General features: G+C 67.3%; 24 protein-coding genes. 4 read left to right on the top strand and 20 right to left on the bottom strand.

Annotated features, from left to right (window positions below):
• Window positions 1–77: 77 nt before the first annotated feature.
• Window positions 78–1,613, top strand: coding sequence for an AMP nucleosidase (locus OU994_RS22150; RefSeq protein WP_373922628.1), 1,536 nt, complete (start codon window positions 78–80; stop codon window positions 1,611–1,613).
• Between the two features lie 13 nt (window positions 1,614–1,626).
• On the opposite strand, the gene OU994_RS22145 is transcribed toward OU994_RS22150, so the two are convergent.
• The 3 genes from OU994_RS22145 to OU994_RS22135 form a co-directional block, all read right to left on the bottom strand.
• On the bottom strand, window positions 1,627–2,223 hold the full coding sequence (locus OU994_RS22145; protein WP_281607690.1) for a TetR/AcrR family transcriptional regulator: 597 nt from the start codon (window positions 2,221–2,223) through the stop codon (window positions 1,627–1,629).
• The gene (locus OU994_RS22140; RefSeq protein ID WP_281607689.1) at window positions 2,220–2,756 is read right to left on the bottom strand and encodes a dihydrofolate reductase family protein; all 537 of its coding nucleotides are present in this window, start codon (window positions 2,754–2,756) and stop codon (window positions 2,220–2,222) included. Before OU994_RS22140 ends, OU994_RS22145 begins: the two co-directional genes overlap by 4 nt.
• A 97-nt stretch (window positions 2,757–2,853) precedes the next feature.
• Window positions 2,854–3,195 (bottom strand): hypothetical protein, encoded by a 342-nt coding sequence (locus OU994_RS22135; protein ID WP_281607688.1) that lies wholly within the window; start codon window positions 3,193–3,195, stop codon window positions 2,854–2,856.
• A 484-nt stretch (window positions 3,196–3,679) separates the two neighbouring features.
• On the opposite strand from OU994_RS22135, the gene OU994_RS22130 reads away from it, so the two are divergent.
• A complete protein-coding gene (locus tag OU994_RS22130; RefSeq protein ID WP_281607687.1) occupies window positions 3,680–5,269 on the top strand; it encodes a methyl-accepting chemotaxis protein in 1,590 nt (529 codons plus the stop codon).
• Between the two features lie 35 nt (window positions 5,270–5,304).
• On the opposite strand, the gene OU994_RS22125 is transcribed toward OU994_RS22130, so the two are convergent.
• The 16 genes from OU994_RS22125 to OU994_RS22050 all read right to left on the bottom strand — a co-directional run bounded on the left by OU994_RS22125 (window position 5,305) and on the right by OU994_RS22050 (window position 20,306).
• Window positions 5,305–5,886 (bottom strand): NapC/NirT family cytochrome c, encoded by a 582-nt coding sequence (locus tag OU994_RS22125; protein ID WP_281607686.1) that lies wholly within the window; start codon window positions 5,884–5,886, stop codon window positions 5,305–5,307.
• A 9-nt stretch (window positions 5,887–5,895) separates the two neighbouring features.
• Window positions 5,896–6,315, bottom strand: a complete 420-nt coding sequence (locus OU994_RS22120; RefSeq protein ID WP_281611688.1) for a nitrate reductase cytochrome c-type subunit — start codon at window positions 6,313–6,315, stop codon at window positions 5,896–5,898.
• Window positions 6,316–6,385: 70 nt separating this feature from the next.
• Complete coding sequence (gene napA / locus OU994_RS22115; protein ID WP_281607685.1) at window positions 6,386–8,881, bottom strand: nitrate reductase catalytic subunit NapA; 2,496 nt, start codon at window positions 8,879–8,881, stop codon at window positions 6,386–6,388.
• Window positions 8,878–9,147 (bottom strand): chaperone NapD, encoded by a 270-nt coding sequence (locus OU994_RS22110; protein WP_281607684.1) that lies wholly within the window; start codon window positions 9,145–9,147, stop codon window positions 8,878–8,880. Before OU994_RS22110 ends, napA begins: the two co-directional genes overlap by 4 nt.
• 24 nt (window positions 9,148–9,171) lie before the next feature.
• Window positions 9,172–9,357 carry a periplasmic nitrate reductase, NapE protein gene (locus tag OU994_RS22105; protein ID WP_281607683.1) on the bottom strand — a complete coding sequence of 62 codons (186 nt, stop codon included), beginning with the start codon at window positions 9,355–9,357 and terminating at the stop codon, window positions 9,172–9,174.
• Window positions 9,358–9,463: 106 nt separating this feature from the next.
• Window positions 9,464–10,702, bottom strand: a complete 1,239-nt coding sequence (ccmI, locus tag OU994_RS22100; RefSeq protein WP_281607682.1) for a c-type cytochrome biogenesis protein CcmI — start codon at window positions 10,700–10,702, stop codon at window positions 9,464–9,466.
• On the bottom strand, window positions 10,699–11,217 hold the full coding sequence (locus OU994_RS22095) for a cytochrome c-type biogenesis protein (protein ID WP_281607681.1): 519 nt from the start codon (window positions 11,215–11,217) through the stop codon (window positions 10,699–10,701). The genes ccmI and OU994_RS22095 overlap by 4 nt, the downstream gene beginning before the upstream one ends.
• Window positions 11,207–11,746 carry a DsbE family thiol:disulfide interchange protein gene (locus tag OU994_RS22090; protein WP_281607680.1) on the bottom strand — a complete coding sequence of 180 codons (540 nt, stop codon included), beginning with the start codon at window positions 11,744–11,746 and terminating at the stop codon, window positions 11,207–11,209. The genes OU994_RS22095 and OU994_RS22090 overlap by 11 nt, the downstream gene beginning before the upstream one ends.
• Window positions 11,743–13,737 (bottom strand): heme lyase CcmF/NrfE family subunit, encoded by a 1,995-nt coding sequence (locus OU994_RS22085; protein WP_281607679.1) that lies wholly within the window; start codon window positions 13,735–13,737, stop codon window positions 11,743–11,745. Before OU994_RS22085 ends, OU994_RS22090 begins: the two co-directional genes overlap by 4 nt.
• Entirely contained in the window at window positions 13,707–14,174 is a 468-nt protein-coding gene (ccmE, locus tag OU994_RS22080) for a cytochrome c maturation protein CcmE (RefSeq protein WP_281607678.1), read from the bottom strand. Before ccmE ends, OU994_RS22085 begins: the two co-directional genes overlap by 31 nt.
• Complete coding sequence (gene ccmD / locus OU994_RS22075; RefSeq protein ID WP_281607677.1) at window positions 14,171–14,338, bottom strand: heme exporter protein CcmD; 168 nt, start codon at window positions 14,336–14,338, stop codon at window positions 14,171–14,173. Before ccmD ends, ccmE begins: the two co-directional genes overlap by 4 nt.
• A complete protein-coding gene (locus tag OU994_RS22070) occupies window positions 14,335–15,108 on the bottom strand; it encodes a heme ABC transporter permease (protein WP_281607676.1) in 774 nt (257 codons plus the stop codon). The genes ccmD and OU994_RS22070 overlap by 4 nt, the downstream gene beginning before the upstream one ends.
• Before the next feature lie 67 nt (window positions 15,109–15,175).
• On the bottom strand, window positions 15,176–15,844 hold the full coding sequence (gene ccmB / locus OU994_RS22065) for a heme exporter protein CcmB (RefSeq protein WP_281607675.1): 669 nt from the start codon (window positions 15,842–15,844) through the stop codon (window positions 15,176–15,178).
• Complete coding sequence (gene ccmA, locus OU994_RS22060) at window positions 15,838–16,419, bottom strand: cytochrome c biogenesis heme-transporting ATPase CcmA (RefSeq protein ID WP_373922477.1); 582 nt, start codon at window positions 16,417–16,419, stop codon at window positions 15,838–15,840. Before ccmA ends, ccmB begins: the two co-directional genes overlap by 7 nt.
• A 94-nt stretch (window positions 16,420–16,513) precedes the next feature.
• Window positions 16,514–19,534 (bottom strand): CHASE domain-containing protein, encoded by a 3,021-nt coding sequence (locus OU994_RS22055; RefSeq protein ID WP_281607673.1) that lies wholly within the window; start codon window positions 19,532–19,534, stop codon window positions 16,514–16,516.
• 133 nt (window positions 19,535–19,667) lie between these two features.
• Window positions 19,668–20,306, bottom strand: coding sequence for a response regulator transcription factor (locus OU994_RS22050; protein ID WP_281607672.1), 639 nt, complete (start codon window positions 20,304–20,306; stop codon window positions 19,668–19,670).
• A gap of 168 nt (window positions 20,307–20,474) precedes the next feature.
• Between OU994_RS22050 and OU994_RS22045 the strand changes: the two genes are divergently transcribed.
• Window positions 20,475–21,932, top strand: coding sequence for a winged helix-turn-helix domain-containing protein (locus OU994_RS22045; protein WP_281607671.1), 1,458 nt, complete (start codon window positions 20,475–20,477; stop codon window positions 21,930–21,932).
• A 60-nt stretch (window positions 21,933–21,992) separates the two neighbouring features.
• Here OU994_RS22045 and OU994_RS22040 read toward each other — a convergent pair whose 3' ends face one another.
• Window positions 21,993–22,403 (bottom strand): hypothetical protein, encoded by a 411-nt coding sequence (locus tag OU994_RS22040; protein WP_281607670.1) that lies wholly within the window; start codon window positions 22,401–22,403, stop codon window positions 21,993–21,995.
• Between OU994_RS22040 and OU994_RS22035 the strand changes: the two genes are divergently transcribed.
• On the top strand, window positions 22,392–23,747 hold the full coding sequence (locus OU994_RS22035; RefSeq protein ID WP_281607669.1) for an MFS transporter: 1,356 nt from the start codon (window positions 22,392–22,394) through the stop codon (window positions 23,745–23,747). The two genes, OU994_RS22040 and OU994_RS22035, sit on opposite strands and share 12 nt — an antisense overlap.
• Window positions 23,748–23,765 lie beyond the last annotated feature (18 nt).

Genomic DNA, 23,765 nt, shown 5'->3' with positions numbered 1-23,765 from the left:
GATCGTCGCAGCCGCCGCCTCGCCCCGCCGCCGCCACACCCGGTACGGCCTGCCATGCCGCCGCCGCTCATGCTAGGATCACATCAAGAACAACAACAGAAGAACAGGAGTGCACCGTGTCCACCCGCCCCTTCATCCCCCCGGAACGATTCGACGATCCCGCCGCCGCGCTGGCGCGCGTGCAGGAAATCTACGATGGCAGCATCCGCCACCTGCGCGAGAGCCTGCAGCGCTTCGTGGAAGGCGAAACGCCGAGCCACGTGCGCGCGTGCTACCCGTTCGTGCGCGTGCAGACGGAAACGTTCGCGCGCGCCGACACCCGGCTTTCGTATGGTTTCGTCGAAGGTCCCGGCACCTATGAAACCACGCTGACGCGTCCCGACCTGTTCGCGCGCTATTACCATGAACAATTCCGGCTCCTGTTGAAGAACCACGGCCAGCAGCACGTGCAGCTGGAGGTGGGCCTGTCGGCGCAGCCGATCCCGATCCATTTCTCGTTCGCCGAGCACGACCACATCGAAGGCAGCATGAGCCCGGAGCGCCGCGCGATGATGCGCGACGTGTTCGACCTGCCGAACCTGGCCGCGATGGATGACGGCATCGCCAACGGCACCTGCGATCCGGCACCGGGCGAGGCGCTGCCGCTGTCGCTGTTTACCGGGCCGCGCGTCGACTATTCGCTGCAGCGGCTGCGCCATTACACGGGAACGTCGCCGGAACACTTCCAGAAGTTCGTGCTGTTCACGAACTACCAGTTCTACATCGACGAATTCGTGCGCCTCGGCCATGCCATCATGAGCCGCGAACCGGCCAGCGAGGAAGACAAGTACGTGGCCTTCGTCGAACCGGGCAACCTCGTCACGCGCCGAGCGGGCCAGGATGCCCGGCCGGGGGACACGCTGGGCGCGCCGCCGCTGCGCCTGCCGCAGATGCCGGGCTACCACCTGGTGCGCGAGGATGGCAGCGGCATCAGCATGGTCAACATCGGCGTCGGCCCCGCCAACGCCAAGACGATCACCGACCACGTGGCCGTGCTGCGCCCGCATGCCTGGCTGATGCTGGGCCACTGCGCCGGCCTGCGCAACACGCAGCAGCTGGGCGACTACGTGCTGGCCCACGGCTACGTGCGCGAAGACCACGTGCTGGACGAAGACCTGCCGCTGTGGGTGCCGATCCCAGCGCTGGCCGAAGTGCAGGTGGCGATCGAAGGGGCGGTGGCCGAGGTCACGCAATTGACGGGCCACGACCTGAAGCGCGTGCTGCGCACCGGCACCGTGGCCAGCACCGACAACCGCAACTGGGAACTGCTCCCGCAGCGCACGCCGGAGCGGCGCTTCTCGCAAAGCCGCGCGGTGGCGCTGGACATGGAAAGCGCCACCATCGCCGCCAACGGCTTCCGCTTCCGGGTGCCGTACGGCACGCTGCTGTGCGTGTCCGACAAGCCGCTGCACGGCGAGATCAAGCTGCCGGGCATGGCCAACCAGTTCTACCGGGACCGCGTGGACCAGCACCTGCGCATCGGCATCCGGGCGCTGGAACTGCTGCGCGCCCTGGGCGTGGACCGGCTGCACAGCCGCAAGCTGCGCAGCTTTGCCGAGGTGGCGTTCCAGTAAGCAGGGCCGCGGGCTACTCCGCGGCCGGGCCGGCTGCTCCCGCCAGCAGGCAGTCGAGCGCCCGGCCATATTGTTCCCGCATCGCCGCGGCGGCCTGCGCATCGCCGCGTGCGGCCGCCAGCGCCAGCCCGCTGCCATGCGCATGGTCGACCAGCACGTCGCGCCACAGCAGGTGGGCGGGCGTGAGCGTTGCCAGCAGGGTGTCCAGCCGTTCGGTGATGCGCCGCGTGACCCCGGCAAAGGCGGCCGGCTCGGCGAAGATCGCCAGCGTCAGCTGGGGATGCCGGGCCACGGCGTCGTGGTAGCGCACCAGCAGCGCGCGGAGTTCGGCGCGGCATTTTTCATGAGGACCCGCCGCCATACCGGTGGCGTCCGGCTCCGGGCCCGGCATTACTTCGCCGTACACCAAGTCCGACAAGGCCACCAGCAGGGCGGTCCGGTCCGCCACGTGGTGGTACAGGCTCATCGGCGTGACGCCCAGCCGCGCCGCCAGGCCCCTCATCGTCAGGCCGCTGCCATTGCCTTCTTCCAGCAGGGCCAGCGCGGCGGCGAGGATGGCGTCGCGCGCCACGCCGCTGCCCTGGGCGGGACGGCCACGGGGCCGCGTCATGGCAGCAGCCGGTAGGTCGACTGCACCAGGCCCGACGGGAAGCTGCGGCTGGCCACCAGTTGCAGGTCCCGGTCGCGCGGCAGCGCGCCGAACAGCGGCCGGCCGGCGCCGATCAGCACAGGCACCGTGGTGATCACCATGTCCTCGATGAGCCCCTCGCGCAGGAACGATTGCACCAGCTGTCCGCCGTCGACATACACGCGGCGCACGCCATCCTTTTCCAGTTGCGCCAGCGCCTGCGCCGGGTCGAGGCTGGAGAAGCGCACCTTGCCCCGCAGCGCGGCCGGTACCGGCGTGCCCGCCAGCTGCTTCGACAGCACCAGCACCGGCAGGCCATACGGCCACGGATCGAACGTGACCGCCTTTTCATAGCTGCCGCGGCCCATCACGATGGCATCCTTGCCGGCGATGAAGGCGTCGTAGCCGTGGTCTTCCGCCTGATCGTCCCGGGCGAGCAGCCAGCCGATGTCGCCATCGGCGCGGGCAATGTAGCCATCCAGGCTGGTGGCAATGAAGACGTGGCCCGTGGTCATGCGGTTCTCCCTGTTATTTATACGGTGTATATTTTATACCGAAGAACATTGCGGTGCCAATCTTCGGCTGGCAATTTCCAGGCGTGTGACCTTGGCTTCAGCGCGACAGCGCCGCATACCAGGCGGCATACACCGTATTCGCCACCATCCTGCGATTGAAATCCGGCGCACCATCGGTCCACCAGACAGGACCCCGCTCGCCAAGGGCGCGCTTGGCGTCATCGACCGCGGCGCGTGCGTTGCGTTCGGCCCCTGCATCGCCCGCCTTTTTCGCGGCGCCGACCTGGCGGCGCGCGTTCATCAACTGCGCGACCAGTTCCTGCCGCACATCCGGCGCGAGGTGTGGATTGCTGGTGCGCCAGAGGCGGCCATTGACGACGAAATAGCGGCCATCCGGCGTGACGGGATATTTGTCGGGATATCTATTTGAGCCAGGCATTGTCGTACCCTAGTGTCCCGAATCAGAGATTCGTTGAATAAATCCGACGTGAATTGCCCCGATGGTGCGTTGGAAATGCCGGGAAAGGCCCCGGCCCTACCGGGCAGTTCCGCCTTGCCTCGAGAAGATTTCGTCAAATTTGTTGACCAACGAACTTCTGATTCAGGGCACTAGCCGGCGACCCGGCGGGCAACCGGGCGCTGCAGCGCATTGCGTCACATTGGCTGCGCTGCTGCGGCGGGCCCGCCGCGGTTAAACGCCGTCCTCGTTGCAAATTTCCGGAGAATGTTAATTGCCTTCAAGAAATTTGATCTGCATCAATAAACCCCCGGCCCGTCATTTGATAGACTTCAAGTCGTTCCGGCACCGCTGTGCCAAGCCTTACAGCATCACGCTTTTTCACGGCTCCATCGCCGGGCGGGCGGCACGCAATAGACGCGCCTATGGAGTCCTTCGTCGCAAGAATATCGAAAGTACACGAATCATGAGATTGTCCAGCCTGTTGTCCAACCTGTCCATCGGAAAACGTCTCGCGGCCGGATTCGGCATCGCCAGCCTGTTACTCGTCGTCGTAGTCGTGATCAGCACGACGATGCTCGGCCGCGTGAAGGCCAGCACCGACGAGATCATCGTGGAGCGCATGCCCCGGATCGAGGCCACGCAGACATTGCTGACGGGTGTAAATGACATTGCCATCGCGCTGCGCAACATCATCCTGGCCCATGAGACATCGGACCGCGACGCCCAGGCTGCCGCCGTCATGTCGTCGCGGGCTGAACTCGCCCGCATCCTCCACTATTTCGACCGTGAGCTGAACCGGCCAAGGGGACGCGAGCTGCTGGGGCAGATCCAGCGCGAAATGGCGCTGTACATCACGGGGCAGGACAAGCTGATCGGGCTGGTGAAGGCCGGCGACGAGGAAGCCGCGCGCACGGTGCTTAACGACGAACTGCGCCCCGTACTGGGCCGCTTGAAATCGTCCGCTACCACGCTGATCGAATTCCAGAAAACGCTGACGCAGCAATCCGCCACGGCGGCGGCCGAGACCTATGCCCAGGCGCGCCTGCTGTCCTGGTCGATTGGCGCCATCGCGGTACTGTTCGCCGGCTGCACGGCCTGGCTCATCACCTCGTCAATCGTCAAGCCGGTACGGCGGGCACTGGAGGTGGCCAACACGGTCGCCGCAGGCGACCTGACAAGCAAGATCGATATACAGTCCAGCGACGAGATGGGGCAGCTGCTGGCGGCCCTGAAGGCCATGAACGAAAGCCTGGCCCGCACGGTGGGCGTGGTGCGCTCCGGTACCGAGGCCATCGCCACGGCGGCCGACGAAGTAGCCGCCGGCAGCCTGGACCTGTCGTCCCGGACCGAGCAGCAGGCCAGCTCGCTGGAAGAAACCGCATCCTCGATGGAAGAGCTGACCGCCACCGTCAAGCAGAGCGCCGATCATGCGCGCCAGGCCAACGACCTGGCACGCACGGCCTCCACGGTGGCGCGCAAGGGCGGCCATGTGATCGGCGAAGTCGTGGTGACGATGGACGCGATCCGGACGTCGGCCAACCGCATTGGCGACATCACGAACGTCATCGACAGTATCGCGTTCCAGACCAATATCCTGGCGCTGAACGCGGCCGTGGAAGCCGCGCGGGCAGGAGAGCAGGGACGCGGCTTCGCCGTCGTGGCCACGGAGGTGCGCAACCTGGCGCACCGCTCGGCGGCGGCGGCAAAGGAAATCAAGGAGCTGATCGGCAGCTCGGCCGAAAACGTCTCGGCGGGCGCCGCGCTCGTGGCGCAGGCCGGCGCGACGATGACGGACATCGTCGCCAGCGTCGAACGGGTCACGGGCATCATGGGCGAGATCAGCAGCGCGGTGACCGAGCAGACCGCCGGCATCGAACAGATCAACCAGGCCATCGGGCAAATGGATGCGGTCACCCAGCAGAATGCCGCGCTGGTGGAGGAATCGGCAGCGGCATCGGAAACGATGCGCGACCAGGCGGCCAGCCTGGCCAGCGCCGTCTCGGCATTCCAGATCGGCGCCGCGGCACCGTCAACGCTGTTGCGACTGGGCTGAGCCGTTCGGGGGATCGTGTTGCGCGAGCCCCTGTGTCAATGCCCGGCCATGTCCGGCAGGGTATGCGCGATACCCTTGTGGCAGTCGATGCAGGTCTTCTCGCCGCTGGCAAGCTGCGTCGAGTGCGCATCGGCTGCCCGCTTGCTCTGGCGCGTGAAGTCCATCGATTCGAACTGGTGGCAGTTGCGGCATTCCAGGGAATTGTTGGCCTTGAGCCGGTCCCATTCATGCTGCGCCAGCGTCAGCCGCATCGCCTCGAACTTCTCTCGCGTGTCGATGGTGCCGAAGATCTTGCCCCATACTTCCTTTGAAGCCTTCATCTTGCGCGCCATCTTGTCCGTCCAGTTGTGCGGCACGTGGCAGTCCGAGCATTTCGCCCGCACGCCGCTGCGGTTGGTGAAGTGGATGGTGCGCCCCAGTTCGACGTACACGTTGTCCTTCATCTCGTGGCAGCCGGTACAGAATTTCTCCGTGTTCGTTGCCTCCATCGCCGTGTTGAAGCCACCCCAGAACAGGATGCCGGCGATGAAGGAGCCGATGATCAGGAAGCCCAGGCTCAGGTGCACACTGGGCTGTGTCAGGAAGCGCCAGTAGCGCAGCAGGATTCGCTTGATCATGGCGGCCTCCTATTTCTTCCCGGCTGCCCGGGCCGCCGGGGTGGCCTGGTTCAGCATGGTATCCGCATCCTTGAAGGTGTTCGGGACGAGGGGCGGCAACTCGGCCTGCGGCACATGGCACTGCAAGCAGAAATAGCGGCGCGGCGACAGTTCGGCCAGGAAGTTGCCGTCCCGGTTCTGGAAGTGGGTCACGCTGATCATCGGCGCCTGGCTTTCCTGGGTGCGGGTACGGGCGTGGCACATCATGCAGCGGTTGGCGTTCTTGTCGACCTGGTAGGACTCGATCTTGTGGGGAATCACGGGCGGCTGCATCGCGTAGTTGCGCACCCGCCGCACGTCGCTGTTGTCGGGGTTGACCATCGGCGCCGGCTTGACGGTTTCCGCCAGCGGCGTGGGGCCGCGCATGCTGTCGAGCGCACGTTGCGCCATGCCGTGCGGCGACTGCGCCAGCAGGACCAGCGCGGCGGCGAAGAAGATTATCCTGTTCATGGCGCGCTCCTCACACTTTCCGGATCGAGACCGCACATTTCTTGTAGTCGGTCTGGAACGAAATGGGATCCGTGGCGTCGAGCGTCACCTTGTTGACCAGCTGGCTCGCGTCGAAGAAGGGGATGAAGACCAGGCCTTTCGGCGGCCGGTTGCGGCCGCGCGTCTCGACCCGGGAATGAATCAGGCCACGGCGCGATTTCACCTCGATGATGTCGCCGCGCCTTACCCCCAGCGACCGTGCATCGTCCGGATGCATGAAGCACACCGCGTTGGGCACGGCGCGGTACAGTTCCGGCACGCGCCTGGTCATCGTGCCCGTGTGCCAGTGCTCCAGCACCCGGCCGGTCGACAGCCAGAACGGGTATTGCTTGTCGGGTTCCTCGGCGGCCTTTTCATACGGCAGCGCGAAGATCACGGCTTTCCCGTCCGGCATGCCGTAGAAGCGCACGCCTTCGCCTTTCTTCACGTAAGGATCGTAGCCCTCGCGGTAGCGCCAGCGGGTTTCCCTGCCATTCACGACCGGCCAGCGCAGGCCCCGCACCTTGTGGTAGGTGTCGAACGGGGCCAGGTCGTGCCCATGGCCGCGGCCGAACATCGCGTATTCCTCGAACAGGCCCTTCTGCACATAAAAGCCGAATGCCTTCGCTTCGTCGTTCAGGTAGCCGCGCTCGATCTGCGTTGCCGGGTACTGGTTCACCTGGCCATTGCGGAACAGCACGTCGTACAGCGTCTTGCCGCGGTATTGGGGGGCCGCTGCCAGCAGGGGAGCCGGCCACACTTCCTCGATCTTGAAGCGCTTGGAAAACTCCATCAACTGCCACAGGTCGGAGCGCGCTTCGCCCGGCGCCGTCACCAGCTGGTGCCAGAACTGGGTGCGCCGCTCGGCGTTGCCGAAGGCGCCTTCCTTCTCGACCCACATCGCGGCCGGCAGGATCAGGTCGGCCGCGGTGGTGCTGGCGTTCGGGTAGACGTCGGACACGACGATGAAGGTATCCGGATTACGGTAGCCCGGCAGGATCTCGCCCATGATGTTGGGGCCGGCCTGCATATTGTTGTTGCACATCTGCCAGTAGGCGTTGAGCTTGCCGTCCTTCAGCGCACGCGGCTGCTCGACCGCGTGGTAGCCGGGCTTGTCCGGCACGGTGCCGGGCGGCAGGCGCCAGATCTTCTCGGCCGTCTCGCGATGCTTGGGATTGGTGACCATCATGTCGGCCGGCAGGCGATGCGAGAACGTGCCCACTTCGCGGGCAGTGCCGCAGGCCGATGGCTGGCCCGTCAGCGAGAATGGCCCGGACCCGGGGGTGGAGATCTTCCCGGTCAGCAGGTGAATGTTGTAGAGCAGGTTGCTGCACCACGTGCCACGCGTGTGCTGGTTGAAGCCCATCGTGAAAAACGACATCACCTTCACCTTGGGATCGGCGTACATTTCGGCCAGGCGCTCGAGGCGCTCGCGCGGCACCGTGGACAGTTTCGCCACCGTGTCGAGGTCGTAGGCACTGACGAACTTCGCATATTCCTCGAACGTCATCGGCTTGCTGCCGCCGGCATTCGCGGCATTCGCCGCCGCCTGCTGCAGCGCATGTTCCTTGCGCAGGCCATAGCCGATATTGGCATTGCCCAGCACGAAACGGGTGTGCTTGTTGACGAAGTCGCGGTTGACGCGATTTGTCTTGATGATGTGGTGCGCAATGTAGTTCAGGATCGCCAGGTCGGTCTGCGGCCGGAAGATCACCGACAGGTCCGACAGTTCGAAACTGCGGTGCTCGTACACCGACAGCACCGCCACTTTCGTGTTCGGCGCGGACAGGCGGCGGTCGGTCACGCGCGTCCACAGGATCGGGTGCATCTCCGCCATGTTCGATCCCCACAGCACGAACGCGTCGGCGTTCTCGATGTCGTCGTAGCAGCCCATCGGCTCGTCCATGCCGAAGCTCCGCATGAAGCCCGCGACGGCCGAGGCCATGCAGTGGCGCGCGTTCGGGTCGAGATTGTTCGAGCGGAAGCCGGCCTTCATCAGCTTGACCGCGGCATAGCCTTCCCACACCGTCCATTGGCCGGAGCCGAACATGCCGACGGCCGTCGGTCCCTTCTCGCGGATGACTTTCTTGAACTGCTGTGCCATCACGTCGAACGCGGTGTTCCACGAGACCGGCGTGAACTCGCCGTTCTTGTCGTACTTGCCGTTCGCCATGCGCAGCAGCGGCTGCGTCAGGCGGTCGGCGCCATACATGATCTTCGACAGGAAGTAACCCTTGACGCAGTTGACCCCGCGGTTCACTTCGGCGTTGATGTCGCCGTGCGTGGCCACCACGCGGCCATCCTTGACGCCGACATTGACGCCGCAGCCCACGCCGCAGAACCGGCACGGTGCCTTGTTCCATGTGAGCTGGGTCTTCGATGCGTCGGTCACCACGTTCGAGGCATACGACTCGAACGGGATGCCGGCGGTGGCGGCGGCCGTGATCGCCGCTGTCTGCGTAATGAAGTCTCGCCTCGTGTGGGTCATGAAATCATCTCCTCCATGGCTGCTGCCGGTTCGGCATGCTGGTAAACAAGTGCGACATTGAACACCCCCGGCAGTGCCCGGATGGCATCCATGCAGTCGAGCGTGGCCGGCGCCGATCCGGTTTCCAGCGTGACGACCATGCGGCCGTCGTCGGCAACCGCATGGACGATGGCGCCCGGCAGCACGGCAAGATTGGCGCGCACGTCTTCCGTGTGCTGGCGCGATACGGCGACGATCACGCCGGCGATATGAATTTCTTCGGACATCGGGACTCCCAATCGGCGGGAAAATCAGGCGCCGGGCAGGCGGCCGGTGACTTCCTGGAACATCCAGACAAAGAAGCCGTAGGCAAGGATGAATCCCACGGTAAGCGCGGGCGCGAGGATGCAGGTGATGAAGAAGAAGGCTTTCAGTTCTTCCGCCCGGGTGGGAGGGCGGCGTCGTTCAACAGACACATCAGGCACATCGGGTTCCATGTTCAGCTCCGTATTCGGCTCGGTGATCGAGCGTGGTCCAGCCAGCTATGGCTCATTATGCGCAACTTGCGGACATGGCTGCGCACCGTTGCATCCTTCACGACGGTCACTCCAGGCGTTCGCCGATCCGCACGGCGATATCGCGTGCATCGGCAGGCACCGCGGCGCTGCGTCCTTCCAGGTCGCCCTTGGCCGGCATGGCGCTGCCGGAACGCGAAATACGTGCCGTCACGATCACGCGGTCTGCGCCGGACAGCTCCAGGCCAGGCGCCATCGCCTGTGAATCATCGAGCCTGAAGCGGAACGGCAACTGCGCCACTGTCGTGCGCTGCACCGCCAGCGGCGTGCGCGTGCCCTGCGCGGCGCGCGCAAAGATGAACACGGCATCGCCTGGCGCCGCGCCGCCGGCAAGCTCCGGTGCCAGCGACACCGTGCCGGTCAGGCCACCGGCCGCTGCGGCAGTTTGTCCTGGACGCTTTTCGGCCGGCGTCTGCGTTGGCGCCGCGGCCGCGGTGCGCTGCCGTACCTGGGCCAGGCTGGCCAGCGTGCCCTGGTGGAGGGCCGAGCCGGGCGGTACCAGCGGCAGGATCCGTTCCCAGCGTTCGCCGGCGCCGTTGAAATCGCCGCGCTGGAAGGCCGCGTTGCCGGCCAGCGCGAGCGCCTTCACGTTGTTCGGCTCAAGCTGCAACGCCTGTTCGACCAGCGATTCCGGCTTCCCCGACAGCGTGCCGCCCTGGACAGTGGCCAGCACGTCGGCATAGTCGGCCAGCACGGCGGCGTCGTCCGGCACCAGTACCAGCAGGCGCCGGTAGGCCGTGACGGCATCGGCGTAGCGGCCGATCGCCGTGTACGAACGGGCCAGCATGTACCAGCCATCGGCATCTGTGGGGTCGCGCCGCATGCGCTCGGCCAGGCCCTGCACGAGGGTACTGACATCGGCGGTGGTGATCTCGTGCTGTGGCGCGGGTTTTTCGGCGGCCGGATTCGCCACCGCCAGCGCCGCCGGGCTGCCGGTGTGGTAGTACAGGCCCGCGGCCACGAGGGGCACCAGCAGCGCCAGCGCACCTGCCAGCACGCGCGATTCGCCTTGCGTACCCTGCCGGGCCGGCGTGGCCGATTCCTGGTTGACGCGCCGGCGCAATTCATCGACCGCCTCGGCATGCGCGGCGGCTGACAGCACGCCATCGCGGCGCGCGGCATCGAGTTCGCGAACCTGTTCGCGCGGCACCCCCAGGTTGTCGAGCGTGCCACCGGTGCGGGCCGCAGCGGGGCGAAGCAGCGGGTACAGCACGCAGCCCATGGCGATCGCCGTCATGGCAACGGCGATGACGAGGAACGGGATCATCGGCTGTCTCCCTCTCTGTTCAGTTGTCCGTCCAGCAGCCGCTCCGCGCGCTCGCGTTCGGCCGCGGACAGCACCGCGTCGCGCGGCATCCGGCGGATGCGCAACACCAGCACGATGGCGCCCGCCAGCAGCAGCAGCACGGGGCCGAACCACAGCAGCGCCGTGCTGGCCTTTACCGGCGGCCGGTACACCACGAAGTCGCCATAGCGGTCCGTCATGTAGCGCACCACTTCTTCCTCGCTGCGGCCATCGCGCAGCTGTTCGCGGACCTGGCGGCGCAAGTCGACCGCCAGGTCCGCCTGCGAATCGGCAATCGTCTGGTTCTGGCACACCAGGCAGCGCAATTCCTGCGCCACGGACTGCGTGCGCCGTTCCAGCGTATCGTTGTCGGGCGCCGCCGCCGCGCTGGCACAGGCCATGCAGCGCAGGAGCGCGAACAGGAAGGCGAGGCGGAATACATATCGGATGGCGTACGGGGCCGCGTGTGGGGTCGGCGGCAGGCTTCTAGGCACCATTGAGCTCCTTGATCAGCGGGGCAATGCGGCGATCGAGCACATCCTGCGTGAGCGGTCCGGCATGCCGGAACCGGATCGCGCCGCGCCCATCGATGACGAAGGTCTCCGGCACGCCGTACACACCGTAGTCGATGCCGATCCGGCCTTCCGGGTCGAACACGGACAGCGCATACGGATCGCCGTGCAGCCGCAGCCACTGCAGGCCGGCATCCGCCTTGTCCTTGTAGTTCAGGCCCACCACGGGGGCGATGCCCTGCCGCGCGAAGCGCATCAGCATCGGGTGTTCGATGCGGCATGACGTGCACCATGAAGCCCACACGTTCAGCAGCCATACCTTGCCTTCCATGTCGCGTGGCGCGAACGTGCCACCCGGCGCACCGAGCCGCGGCGCCTGGAATGGCGGCGCCTGCTTGCCGATTAGCGGCGACGGCAGCTCGCGCGGATCGCGCTGCAGTCCCACGGCCAGGAACGCGGCCACGGCAAGGAACAGCGCCAGCGGCAGCAGCATCAGGAGCCGGCGCCGGTTCATGCCCGCGCCGCCTTCCGGACCGGCTCGCCAATGGCGGCCGGCGCCGCGCGCACCGCCATTGCCGCGCGGTAGCGCCTGTCGGCCGCAGCGGCAAGGCCGCCCGCCGCGACCAGCAGCGCGCCGGCCCAGATCCAGGCCATGAAAGGCTTGTGCTGCACGCGCACCAGCCAGCGTCCGGAAGCCGTTTCCTCGCCCAGCGACACGTACAGGTCGCGCAGCGGACCGCGCGCGATCGCCGCTTCCGTCATCGGCATGTTCTGCACCGTATACAGTCTTTTCTCGGGCGTCAGCACGGCGACGGGCTTGCCGTTTTGCGTCACCGCGAACGTGCCGCGCACTGCGTGGTAGTTGGGGCCGGCCACCTTGTCCAGCGCGGTGAGCCTGAATGCGTATTGGCCCAGCGTGACAGTGTCGCCGGCACGCATGCTGGCATCGCGGGCGGCGTCGAACCCGTTGGCCACGGTGACGCCGGCCACGAAGATGCCGAGGCCCGCGTGGGCCACGAGCATGCCCCACCAGCTGGCCGGCTCTCGCGCCAGGCGCGTCCGGAACGGCATGCCTGGCGGGGCGCGCCGTATCCGGTAGACCAATTGCCATGCCGTGCCGGCCACGATCCAGAGAGCCGCGAGCAATCCCACCGCCACCATCGGCGTGGCGCCGACGGCGACCGCCGCGGCGCCGGCCAATACCACCGAGGCGGCCGCCACGGCTGCCAGCTGGCGCGCCACGCTGCGTGCCGAGCCGGACTTCCACGCCACGAACGGCCCCACCGCGACGAGCAGCAGGGCCGGCACCATCAGCGGCACGAAAACGGTCTCGAAATAGGGTGGCCCGACGGAGATCTTGCCCAGTTCGAGCGCATCGACGAACAATGGATACAGGGTGCCCAGCAGCACGGCGGCGGTGGCCGCCAGCAGCACCACGTTATTGGCAAGCAGCAGCGACTCGCGCGAGAACAGCGTGAACCGTCCGCCGCCGCCGCCGATCGTGCCCACCCGCCATGCATACAGCAGCAGCGACAGGCCGATGACGAGGGTCAGGAAGACCAGGATGAACGCTCCCCGTTCCGGATCGGTGGCAAACGCGTGGACCGAGGTCAGCACGCCCGAACGCACCAGGAACGTACCCAGCAGCGACAGCGAGAACGCCAGGATCGCCAGCAGCACGGTCCAGCTGCGGAAGCTGCCGCGTTTTTCGCTGACGATCAGCGAGTGGACCAGCGCGGTGCCGACCAGCCACGGCATGAACGATGCGTTTTCCACGGCGTCCCAGAACCACCAGCCGCCCCAGCCCAGTTCGTAGTAGGCCCAGAAGCTGCCCATGAAGATGCCCAGTGTCAGGAAGCTCCATGCCAGCAGCGTCCATGGCCGCGACCAGCGCGCCCATGCGGCGTCGAGGCGGCCCGCCAGCAGCGCCGCGATGGCAAACGCGAAGGCGACGGAAAAGCCGACATAGCCCATGTAGAGCAGCGGCGGGTGGATGATCATGCCGAAGTCCTGCAGCAGCGGATTGAGATCCTGGCCATCGAGGGCGGCCGGGATCAGCCGCGCGAACGGGTTCGATGTCAGCAGCATGAACAGCAGGAAGCCCGTGCTGACCAGGCCGAGTACCGCCAGCACGCGCGCCACCACGTCGCCGGGCAGGCGGCGGCTGAACAGCGCCACCGCCGCCGACCAGGCGCCCAGCATCCAGGTCCACAGCAGCAGCGAGCCCTCGTGGCCGCCCCAGGTTGCCGTGACGCGGTAGTACCAGGGCAGCAGGGAGTTCGAATGCTGTGCCACGTACAGCACGCTAAAATCGTGCTGTACGAAGGCGCTGGCGAGGCAGGCGAAGGCCAGCGTCGAGAACCCGACCTGGGCGAAGGTGGCAGGGCGGGCCACCGCCATCCAGCGCGCGTCGGCGCGCTGCGCGCCCACCAGCGGCACGATGCCCTGCACGAGCGCCAGCGCGAGCGCCAGCATCAGCGCATAGTTACCGATTTCCGGCAGCATGTTCCCCCCTTTGCGCGTGTTTCCTGCTGCGCCAGTGCGTAGGCCGCTTCCGGCGGCATGTAGTTTTCATCGTGCTTGGCCAGCACTTCCGCGGCGGCAAAGCGCCCGCCATCGAGCCGTCCCTGCGCCACTACGCCCTTGCCTTCCTTGAAGAGGTCGGGCAGCGCGCCGCGGTAGTGGACCGGAATGGTGCGGTGCATGTCGGTGACGCTAAACGATACCGTCAGGCCATCGGGATGGCGCCGCACGCTGCCTTTCTCGACCATGCCGCCGATGCGGAACAGCCCGGCCGCGGGCGCCTCGCCTTCGGCGACCTGGGTGGGCGTATAGAAAAACACGAGGTTTTCCTTGAACGCGGACAGCACCAGCCAGGCGGCGAGGCCGAGCAGCAGCACTGACGTGGCCACCAGTGCCAGCCGCTGGTGCCGCGCCTTCATGCCGGCCTCCGTGCATCGGCGATCACGCGGCGCGCATGGCGCAGGCGCCGCCTGGCCAGCCAGGTTTCAAGGACCAGCGCGGCCAGCGTGACACCGCATGAACCCCACACATACACACCGTAGCCGCCCATGGCCAGGAAATCCTGCAGGCTGTTCCAGCTCATTGTGATTCCTCCACAAGCGACCGGGCCCAGTCCGCATGGCGCTCGCGCTCCAGCACGATGCCCCTGGCGCGCAGCAGCGTGACCGCCGCCGCGTAGGCCCAGAACGCCACCGTCATCAGCAACAGGCCGACGAGCATCAGCGTGGCCATCGACGGCGCTTCCGTCAGGGTGATCGAAGCTCCCTGGTGCAGCGTGTTCCACCAGCGAACCGAGAAGTAGATGATGGGCACGTTGATGAGCCCGACGATGGCGAGGATAGCAGCAGCCCGGTCGGCGCGGCGCACATCTTCGAACGAGGCATGCAGGGCCATGAAGCCGATGTACAGGAACAGCAGGATCAGTTCCGACGTGAGGCGCGCATCCCATACCCACCAGGTGCCCCATGTGGGCTTGCCCCACAGCGATCCCGTCCACAGGGCGAGAAAGGTAAACAGCGCGCCGGTGGGCGCCAGTGCGCTGGCCATGATCGCCGAAATGCGCGTGTTGTAGACAAGCCCCACCGCTGCCCACAGCGCCATCGCCACGTACAGCAGCATGGACAGCCAGGCTGCGGGCACGTGCAGGTAGATGATCCGGTAGGCTTCGCCCTGCTGCGCGTCGCTGGGCGCCACCAGGAACCCCACGGCCAGCCCGGCCAGGCCGGCCATGGCGGCCAGCGCCGCGCACCACGGCACCAGCCGGCCCGCCAGCCGATAGAAGTTGGGCGGCGCGGCATAGGCGAACAACCCGGCATGGGGCAGGGTGGAAGGAACTTTCCGTGTGCGCAACATGGCTTCTCCCGAGGTATGTGTAAGCAGTTCATGCCGTTTCATGCGGCAGCCTCCATTCGTCCGAAAACTACTCGACAGCGATGCGCAGTGCGGCGGTGGTGGCCCATGGCGCCAGGGCCAGGGCCGCGCAGGACAGTGCCCCAAGCAGCATCAGGTGCGCGGCGGGGTCCGTGCCTGTCAGCGCCGCCGCGACGGCGCCGGAGCCCAGGATTAGCACCGGCATATACAGCGGAACCAGGATCAGCGCCGTGAGCACGCTACCGCCGCGGCTGCCGAGGGTCAGCGCGGCGCCGACCGCGCCGACCAGGCTGAAGACGGCGGTACCGGGCAGCAGGCCGGCGACCAGGATGGCCAGCACGGCGGGCTCCATGCCGTATTGCAGCGCGACGATGGGCGACGCGAGCGCCAGCGGTACGCCGGAAGTCAGCCAGTGGGCGGCGATCCGGCCGGCGACCAGCAACGTGGTCGGGCCGGGCGCCAGCAGCAATTGCTCGAGGGTTCCATCGGCGCGGTCGGGCTCGAACAGCCGGTGCAGCCCGAGCAGGGCCGCCAGCAGGGCACAGATCCAGACAGCTCCGGGTGCGATGCGCAGCAGCAGGGCTCCGTCCGCGCCGATCCCCAGCGGGAACAGGCTGGCCACCATCACGAAGAACGCCAGCGGCGCGGCCAGCTCGGCCGGCTGGCGCATCGAGCAGAGCAGCCCATGGCGAACGGCGCGGAGGAAGACCGTCAGCATTGGCCCGTGGTTTCCATGCCAAGGTGGCGCACGTCCGGCGGGCCGGCATCCTGATGCGTGGTGTAGACAACGATGCCGCCGCCGTCACGATGCGCCTGCATCGCCGCGCACAGGGTGTCCGTGGCGGCGCAGTCGAGGCCCACGAACGGTTCATCCAGTATCCATACGGGACGGGGCAGCGGCAGGTGCAGCCGGGCCAATGCAACGCGGCGGCGCTGCCCTTGCGACAGTGCCTGCACGCGCAGGTCGGCCTGCGGCCCGAGCCCGACCCGGTCCAGCGCCGCGAGCGCGGTGCGCCGCGCATCCGGACCGTCGAGCGAGCCCGCGTACGCCAGGTTTTCCCACGCGGTCAGGCAATCCTTGATGCCCGGCGCATGGCCGATGTACAGCAGGGCGTCGCGGTAGCACGCCGCGTTGGCGGCGATATCGGCACCGTGCCATGACACGTCGCCGGCATCCGGGCGCCGCAGCCCGGCCAGCATCCGCAACAAGGTCGTCTTGCCACTGCCGTTGCTGCCGGTCACGCGCAGCACGTCGTGCGGGAATAATTCGAGCGCGACCCCGGAAAACAGCACTCGGTCGCCGAGACGACCTATTAGGTTACGACAACGCAGGGACATGGGCGATCCTTATCGTGTTGACCTGGCGGAATAATAAACTGTTTTCCGCTCAATCCATTCCCTGCTCGCCGGTCTCCTGCCGCTGCAGGCGCAATTGCGCGAGGATCTCTTCCACGGCATCGATGCGGTAAGGCTTGAAGAGGAAGCGCACGCCGGGCGGCACGTCGTCGCCGAGGGCGCGGCCGCTGACGATCACCACCGGCAGTTCCGGATTGTCGGCCAGGCGCTGCGCCAGCGCCAGCCCGCTCATGCCGGGCAGTTCCACGTCGGTGAAGACGGCGCCGATGCCGCCCGCTTCCAGCGATTCGAGCGCCGCCTCGGCGCTGCCCACCCCCGTGGCCTGCCAGCCCAGTGCCATGATCATCTCGCACGTCAGGTCGCGCAGGTCGTCGTTGTCTTCCACCACCAGCACGCGCTGCGGGGCCAGCGGCGAGTCCTGAGGCGGCGGGTCGGACCGCTCATCGAGCACGGCGCGCACCTTGGTGGCCAGTTCGTCGCGGCGGTAGGGCTTGGACAGCAGGTGCGTGCCAGGTTCCAGCTGGCCGCCATGCTGGGCCGCATCCTGCGTGTAGCCGGAGGTGAACAGCACGGCCAGGCCGGGCCGCAGGTGCCGCGCCACCCGCGCCAGCTCGGACACCGGCAGGGTGCCGGGCATGACGACATCGGTGAACAGCAGGTCCACCGGCGCACCGGTGCGCAGCACGCGGATCGCCTCGTCCGCGTCGGCCGCTTCCAGCACCGTGTAGCGCAGCCCGCGCAGCATCGCCGTCACGGTCTCGCGCACGTCCGCGTCGTCGTCCACCAGCAGGATGGTTTCCGTGCCGCCGGTGGCCGGCGGCGGCACGTCCGGCGGCGCGGCTTCCGGCGCGCCGGAACGGGGGAAGTACAGGCGCATCGTGGTGCCCACGCCCACTTCGCTGTAGAGGCGGATGTGGCCGCCGGTCTGGCGCACGAAACCATAGGCCATCGAGAGGCCGAGGCCGGTCCCTTCGCCTTCCGGCTTGGTGGTGAAGAAGGGCTCGAACACGCGCTCCTGCACTTCCGGCGGCATGCCGCTGCCGGTATCGGAAACCGCCAGCAGCACATAGTCGCCGGGCACAGCGTCCGGCACCACGGCGGCGTAGTGCTCGTCCAGCACGGCGTTCGACAGCTCGATCGTCAGTTGGCCCTGGCCCGCCATCGCATCGCGCGCGTTGATCGCCAGGTTCAGCACCACGTTTTCCAGCTGGTTCAGATCGGCCAGCGTGTTCCACAGCCCCGCTTCCACGCGCGTCGCCAGTTCGATGCCTTCGCCGAGCGCGCGGTGCAGCAGGTCGTCGATGTTGCGCAGCAGGCGTGCCAGGTTGATGACCACCGGGGCCAGCGGCTGGCGCCGGGCGAACGCCAGCAGCTGGCGCGACAGGTTGGCGCCCCGCTCCACGGCGGCCAGCGCACCGGCGAGCCGGCGCGGCGTATCCGGGGCGCGCGGCGCCATCGCCACCGCCTGCACATTGCCGTAGATGACTTGCAGGACATTGTTGAAGTCGTGGGCCACGCCACCCGTCAGCTTGCCGACCGCTTCCAGTTTCTGTGCCCGGCTCAGCGCCTGCCGCGCCTGTTGCAGGTCTTGCTGGCGCTGCGCCTCGCGCGTGGCCGCGGCCTTGCTTGCCGACAGGTCGCGGATGAAACCGTGCAGGGCCGGCGCACCGTCGCTGTCCACGCGCGAGCAGGACAGCTCGACCGGTACCGGCAAGCCTTCCCGGGTGGCCGCGACCAGTTCCAGGCGCTGGCCACGGCCGTTCTCGAACGCGCTGTCGTCGAATGCCAGCAGGCGGTCCAGTTCCGGCTGTTCGCCGGGGAACAGGTGGCGCAGCGGGCGGCCCAGCGCCTCGGCGACATTCCAGCCGAAGATGCGCTCGGCCTGCGCGTTCCAGTATGTGATCGCCCCGGCCGCATCCATGGCCACGAACGCATCGTTGGCGTTATCGAGGATGCTGATCAGCCGGCTGCGTTCATGGCGCAGCTTGCCGTACGAGCGCTGCAGGTCTTCCGTGATGCGGCGGGCCAGCTGGCGGGCACGATCGCGGCCTTGCGCGAGCAGCCACACCAGCAGGGCCGACAGGATGCTGACGATGATGCCCGCCACGCCGGCCCAGGCCGCCTGCTGCGATGCCATGCGCTCCTCGAACACGGGATTGCTGCGCACCCGCAGGATCCACGGACGGCCGGCGACGGCGATGGTGCGCAGCTCGTCCAGGCGCGCCGTGCCGTCCGGGTAGGCGCAGCCATACATGCAGTTCGGCGGTTCGGGCGTGGCGTCGTACACGGCCACGTGCAGGTCGGCTTCGCGCTCGCCATTCAGTCCCGTCATGAAATCGTGCATGCGGAAGGCACCGTAGACCCAGCCCTGGAAGGCCCGCCCACGCTGTTGCGCGTTGTTGTCCGCGTTGTTCGACACGTTGTTCGTCACGTTGTTCGCCGCATCCATCGCCATGCCCTGCGCGGCTTGCGTGTACAGCGGCAGGTACATCAGGAAGCCCGGCTGTCCCGTGCCACTGCCTTCCTGCACCAGGCGCACCTGGCCCGACAGCGCCGCATCGCCGGTGTCGCGGGCGCGTTCCATCGCCGCGCGGCGTACCGGTTCGGCGAACATGTCATAGCCCAGCGCGCGGCGGTTCATCACGTCCAGCGGCTCGATCATCACCACGCTGCTGCGCCGCGGGCCAGCGCCGCGCTCGACCAGGGCGATGCCGATGCCCTGGATGCCGGGATAGTCCTGGCGCAGCTGCAAGGTGCCGACATAGGTGCGGAACGCGGCGGCGCCGGGCAGCGGCGGGGTGGCCAGCGCATAGGCCTGGGCGCCGCGCAGCACCTGCTGGTAGGTGGCCATGCGCCGCGCAATGCGTGCTTGCAGTTCGCGCACCCGGTAGTCGAACTCGGCGCGTACCTCGCGGTCGTGCCCTTCGCGCAGGCCGTTCCACACCAGCGCCGTGGCGGCCAGCCCCGCGCACAGCGTGCCCAGCGCCAGCGCGCGTCGCAGCAGGCGCGCGGCACTGTCGGGCTCCGGAGGAAGATTGGCGGACATCGGCATGCCGCCATCGTACTCCCTGGACCGGCTCGTCAGCGCGCGCTTATTGACTGAACGGCCACGAACCGCACGACGCTCGGCGGAACCGCCACGAAATCGACGGGGGCATACTGGATTGCAACTGAAGAACTGAAACTCAGGGTTCGAGGATGCCGCGGCGGATCGCGATCGTGACGGCATGCGTGCGGTCGCGTGCGCCCAGCTTGCCGAGCACGGTGCTCATGTGGGCCTTGACGGTTTCCTCGGCAATGCCGAGCGCCTGGGCCACGCGCTTGTTGGAATTGCCGTCGGCGACCAGGCCGAGTACCTCGGTCTCGCGGGCAGACAGGGCATCCGCATCGATATGCGCCGCCAGTTCGATGGCGACCTCGGGCGGAATGTGGCGCTGCCCGGCGACCACGCGGTTGATGGCATCGGCCAGCTCGGTGCGCAGCATGCTTTTCAACAGGTAGCCCATCGCGCCGGCCTTCAGCGCGCGCAACACCTGCACATCGCCCTTGTAGGTGGTCAGCACGATGATGCGCGCCTGCGGCGCGATCTCGCGGATCGCCACGATGGCATCGAGCCCGTTCATCACCGGCATCTGCAAGTCCATCAGCACGACGTCCGGCTGGTGGCGCACGAACTGTTCCAGCGCTTCGCGGCCATCGCCCGCCTCGGCCACCAGTTCGAAGCGGCCGCTGACAGGCAGCACGGCGGCAATCCCTTCGCGCATCAACGGATGATCGTCCACCACCATCACGCGCACCGGCGCGCTGCCCAAGGTTTCCCGCATGCTGCCGCTCCCGCCAAAAAAGCGCATCTTACACCCGGCAAACGGGGCTGGCAGCCCCGCGTGGCCGGGCCTCCCCTAACGGGGGATCGCGGCACCCGCATATCGGGGCACCCGATGCCGCCCCGTTATGGGATGGGCCGCGGCGCCCTGGCCACGTACCCTTCGGCCATGGAAACAGACACTATGGGCGCACTGGCGTTCGGCCGGCACACCTTCGATCCGGCGCGCTGCGAATTGCGCACGGCAGGGGGCGCGCCGGTGCCGCTGGGGCAGCGCGCCGCCCGCCTGCTGCAGGCATTGATCGAAGCGGGCGGGCGCGTGCTGAGCCGCGACGACCTGCTGCGGCGCGCCTGGCCGGGCCAGGACATCGACGACGGCAACCTGCGCGTGCAGATCGCCGCGCTGCGCCGCGCGCTGGCCGACGACCGCGCGCTGATCGGCACCGTGGCCGGGCGCGGCTACCTGTTCGCCGGCCGTGCCGAGCGCCGCGCCGCTGCGCGGCCACGGCTGCCAGGGCCGGCCCCGCACCTGGCCGGCTGTGCGCCGGCCGGTCCTGGCTTGGTCGACGATGTGCTGGCGCGCGTCGCCGCGAGCCGTTTCGTCACCCTGGCGGGGGCACCGGGCATCGGCAAGACGGCGCTGGCGCTGGCGGCCGCGCACCGCCATGGCGGCACCGTGGCCTGGGCCGGGCTCGACGCGGCAGGCACGGAAGAGGGCATGCTGGCCATCGTCGCCGCGGCGCTGGGGCGCCAGCCGGGCCAGCGCTGGAGCCCGGCCGCCGGACTGGCGGCGCGGCTGCCGGCCGCGCTGCACTCGGCCCCCGCGCTGCTGGTACTTGACAACTGCGAACACCTGGCCGACGCCTGCAGCCGACTGGTGGAAACGCTGCTGGCGCAGTGCCCGGAACTGCGCGTGCTGGCGACCAGCCGGCAGCCACTGCTGGCTAGTGGCGAAACGGTGCTGCGCGTGCCCGCGCTGGACCTGCCTCCACCCGGGGAAACGGATCCGGCCCGGCTGGCCGGCAGCGGCGCCGTCGCGCTGTTCGTGGCGCGCGCCGCCGCGGCCAGCAAAGCCTCGCCTCATTCCACCGCCTCGCATGCCGCCTTCACGCATGCCGCCTCCACGCATGCCACGTCGCCGCATGTCTCCTCAGCCGATGTCGCCTCGACCGCCTTCCTGCCCGATGCGGCCGACCTGATGTCGATCGCGGCGATCTGCCACCGGCTCGACGGCCTGCCGCTGGCGATCGAGCTGGCCGCCGCGCAGGTGCCGGCGCTGGGCCTGCGCCGGATCGCGGCGGGGCTGGACGACATGCTGCGCCTGCTGCAAGGCCCGCCAGGCGCCACCACCCGCCACCGCACGCTGCGTGCCGCGCTGGACTGGAGCCATGTGCTGCTGCCGCCGGCGGCGCAGGAGGCGCTGCGCCGCCTGGCGCGATTGCCGGCCTGGTTCACGCTCGATGAAGCGGCCGCGGTGCTGCGCCCGTCGCAATCGGCCTACGAAGCGATCGACAGTCTCGGCGTGCTGGCGGCCCATTCGCTGCTGGCAGTCGAGCACGGCCATGGCGCCCGCTTCCGTCTCCTCTCTACAACACGGGCTTACGCCTTGTCTCTCGGCAATAACTGACCGTTTCGCGCCAGAACGCATCGGCACGCCGTAAAATGATCAGGCAGCTGATCGTTTTGCTCATCCAGTGAGCATCCGATACCAAAAATGATATTGCAAATTGGTAAAATTTGATTGGATCGTTTTCGGCTGCCCGCCTAAGATCGGTCCAGGCCAGCAGTTCACGCTGCCTGGTTGCTTGCCGCACACAAAACAAGCAATAACAAAGCAAAACCAAGCAAAAACAAAAGCAAAGATTATGCAATATACAAGAAAAGAAACGTCGGAGACCATGAAGCCCATCTCCCCAGGCATCGCCATGCCCGGCTCCACTTCTTCCATCCCGAACGTTTCGTGCGAACTGTCGACGGCTCTAGCCGGCCCGGTTCGCCCATTGGTCCGCGCCCACGCCCCGTGCGTGGCGCGAAAGTAATACCGCAGTGCCAGCCCGGTCATCGCCAGGCTATTGAAGAGGAAGATATGGAGACTCAAAAACTCACCACGCTGGAGAAGGTCGGCTTCGGCGCCGGCGACATGGCGCTGAACGTCGTGATCTCGTCGATGCTGTTGTTCATTACGTTCTTCTACACCGACATCTATGGGCTCGACCCGGTCGACATGGGTATCCTGTTCTTCGTGGTGAAGATCGTGGGCGCATTCAGCGACCTGGCGATGGGCCAGATCACCGACCGCGTCACCACCCGGTTCGGCCGCTACCGCCCATGGCTGGCCTGGCTGTCGATACCGTTCGGCATCACCGTCTACCTCGTGTTCAGCACGCCGGAGTGGAGCTACACGGCCAAGCTGGTCTGGGCTTACTGCGCTTACATTCTGATGACGCTGATCACGTCCGGCGTGGGCATTCCCTACATCTCGCTGCCCAGCGCGATCACAGCCGACCCGAAGGAGCGCCTGTCCGCGAACGGCTACCGGCTGTTCTTCGCCAAGATCGCCGGCTTCCTGGTGGTCGTGGGCGTGCCGCTGCTGGCCGAACGGTGGACGGTAAACGGCAACGTGGCGGGCGGCTACCAGTCGGCCATGGCCGTGATGGCAGCGCTGGGCGTGACGATGTTCCTGTTCTGCTACTTCACTACCAGGGAGCGCGTGCACCATGTGATCGTGCGCCAGTCGCTGTTGAGTCAGACGAAGCTGCTGTTCCAGAACGACCAGTGGCTGCTGCTGGCCGGTGCGTGCGTCGTGGGCACGGTGGGCTACGTGGTGCGCAACGCCGTGGCGCTGCATTATGGCCAGTACTACATGGGCTTCGATCCGACCACCCTGAAGGCCTTCATGGCCACCGGCGTTTCGGCCGCCATCTGCGCGATGGTGGTGTCCACGTGGATCACCAAGATCTACTGCAAGGTCAAGCTGTTCGCGTTTTCCCAGATCGCCGTGGCGATCATCAGCGTGCTGCTGTACGTGGGCGTGCAGCCGGGCGACACGGCGATGGCCTTCCTGCTGTACTTCCTGCTGTCGCTGGTGGTCGACCTGCATGCGCCAGTATTCTGGTCCGCCATCGCCGAAACGATCGATTATGGCCACATCAAGAGCGGCAAGCGCGTCTCCGGCTTCGCCTACGGCGGCATTTCCGTCGGCCAGAAGATCGGCATGGGCGTCGGCGGCCTGATGGTGGGCATGCTGCTGGCCCATTTCGGCTACCACCCGAACCAGCCGCAGACGGCATATGCCATGACGGGCATCGCCATGATGCTGACGGTGATCCCGGGCTTCTTCCACCTGCTGATGGGCCTGCTGATGCTGAAGTACCGCATCAGCGATTCCTACTATGTCGAATTGAAGGCCGACATGAACAGGCGCGGCTACGCAGCCGGCTGACCATTGAAATCCAAGGCA

Origin of the sequence: Pseudoduganella sp. SL102, from assembly GCF_027856995.1 — a bacterium.
In the GTDB taxonomy this organism is placed as follows: domain Bacteria; phylum Pseudomonadota; class Gammaproteobacteria; order Burkholderiales; family Burkholderiaceae_D; genus Rugamonas; species Rugamonas albidiflava.
This window is presented reverse-complemented; position numbering and strand designations above follow the sequence as displayed.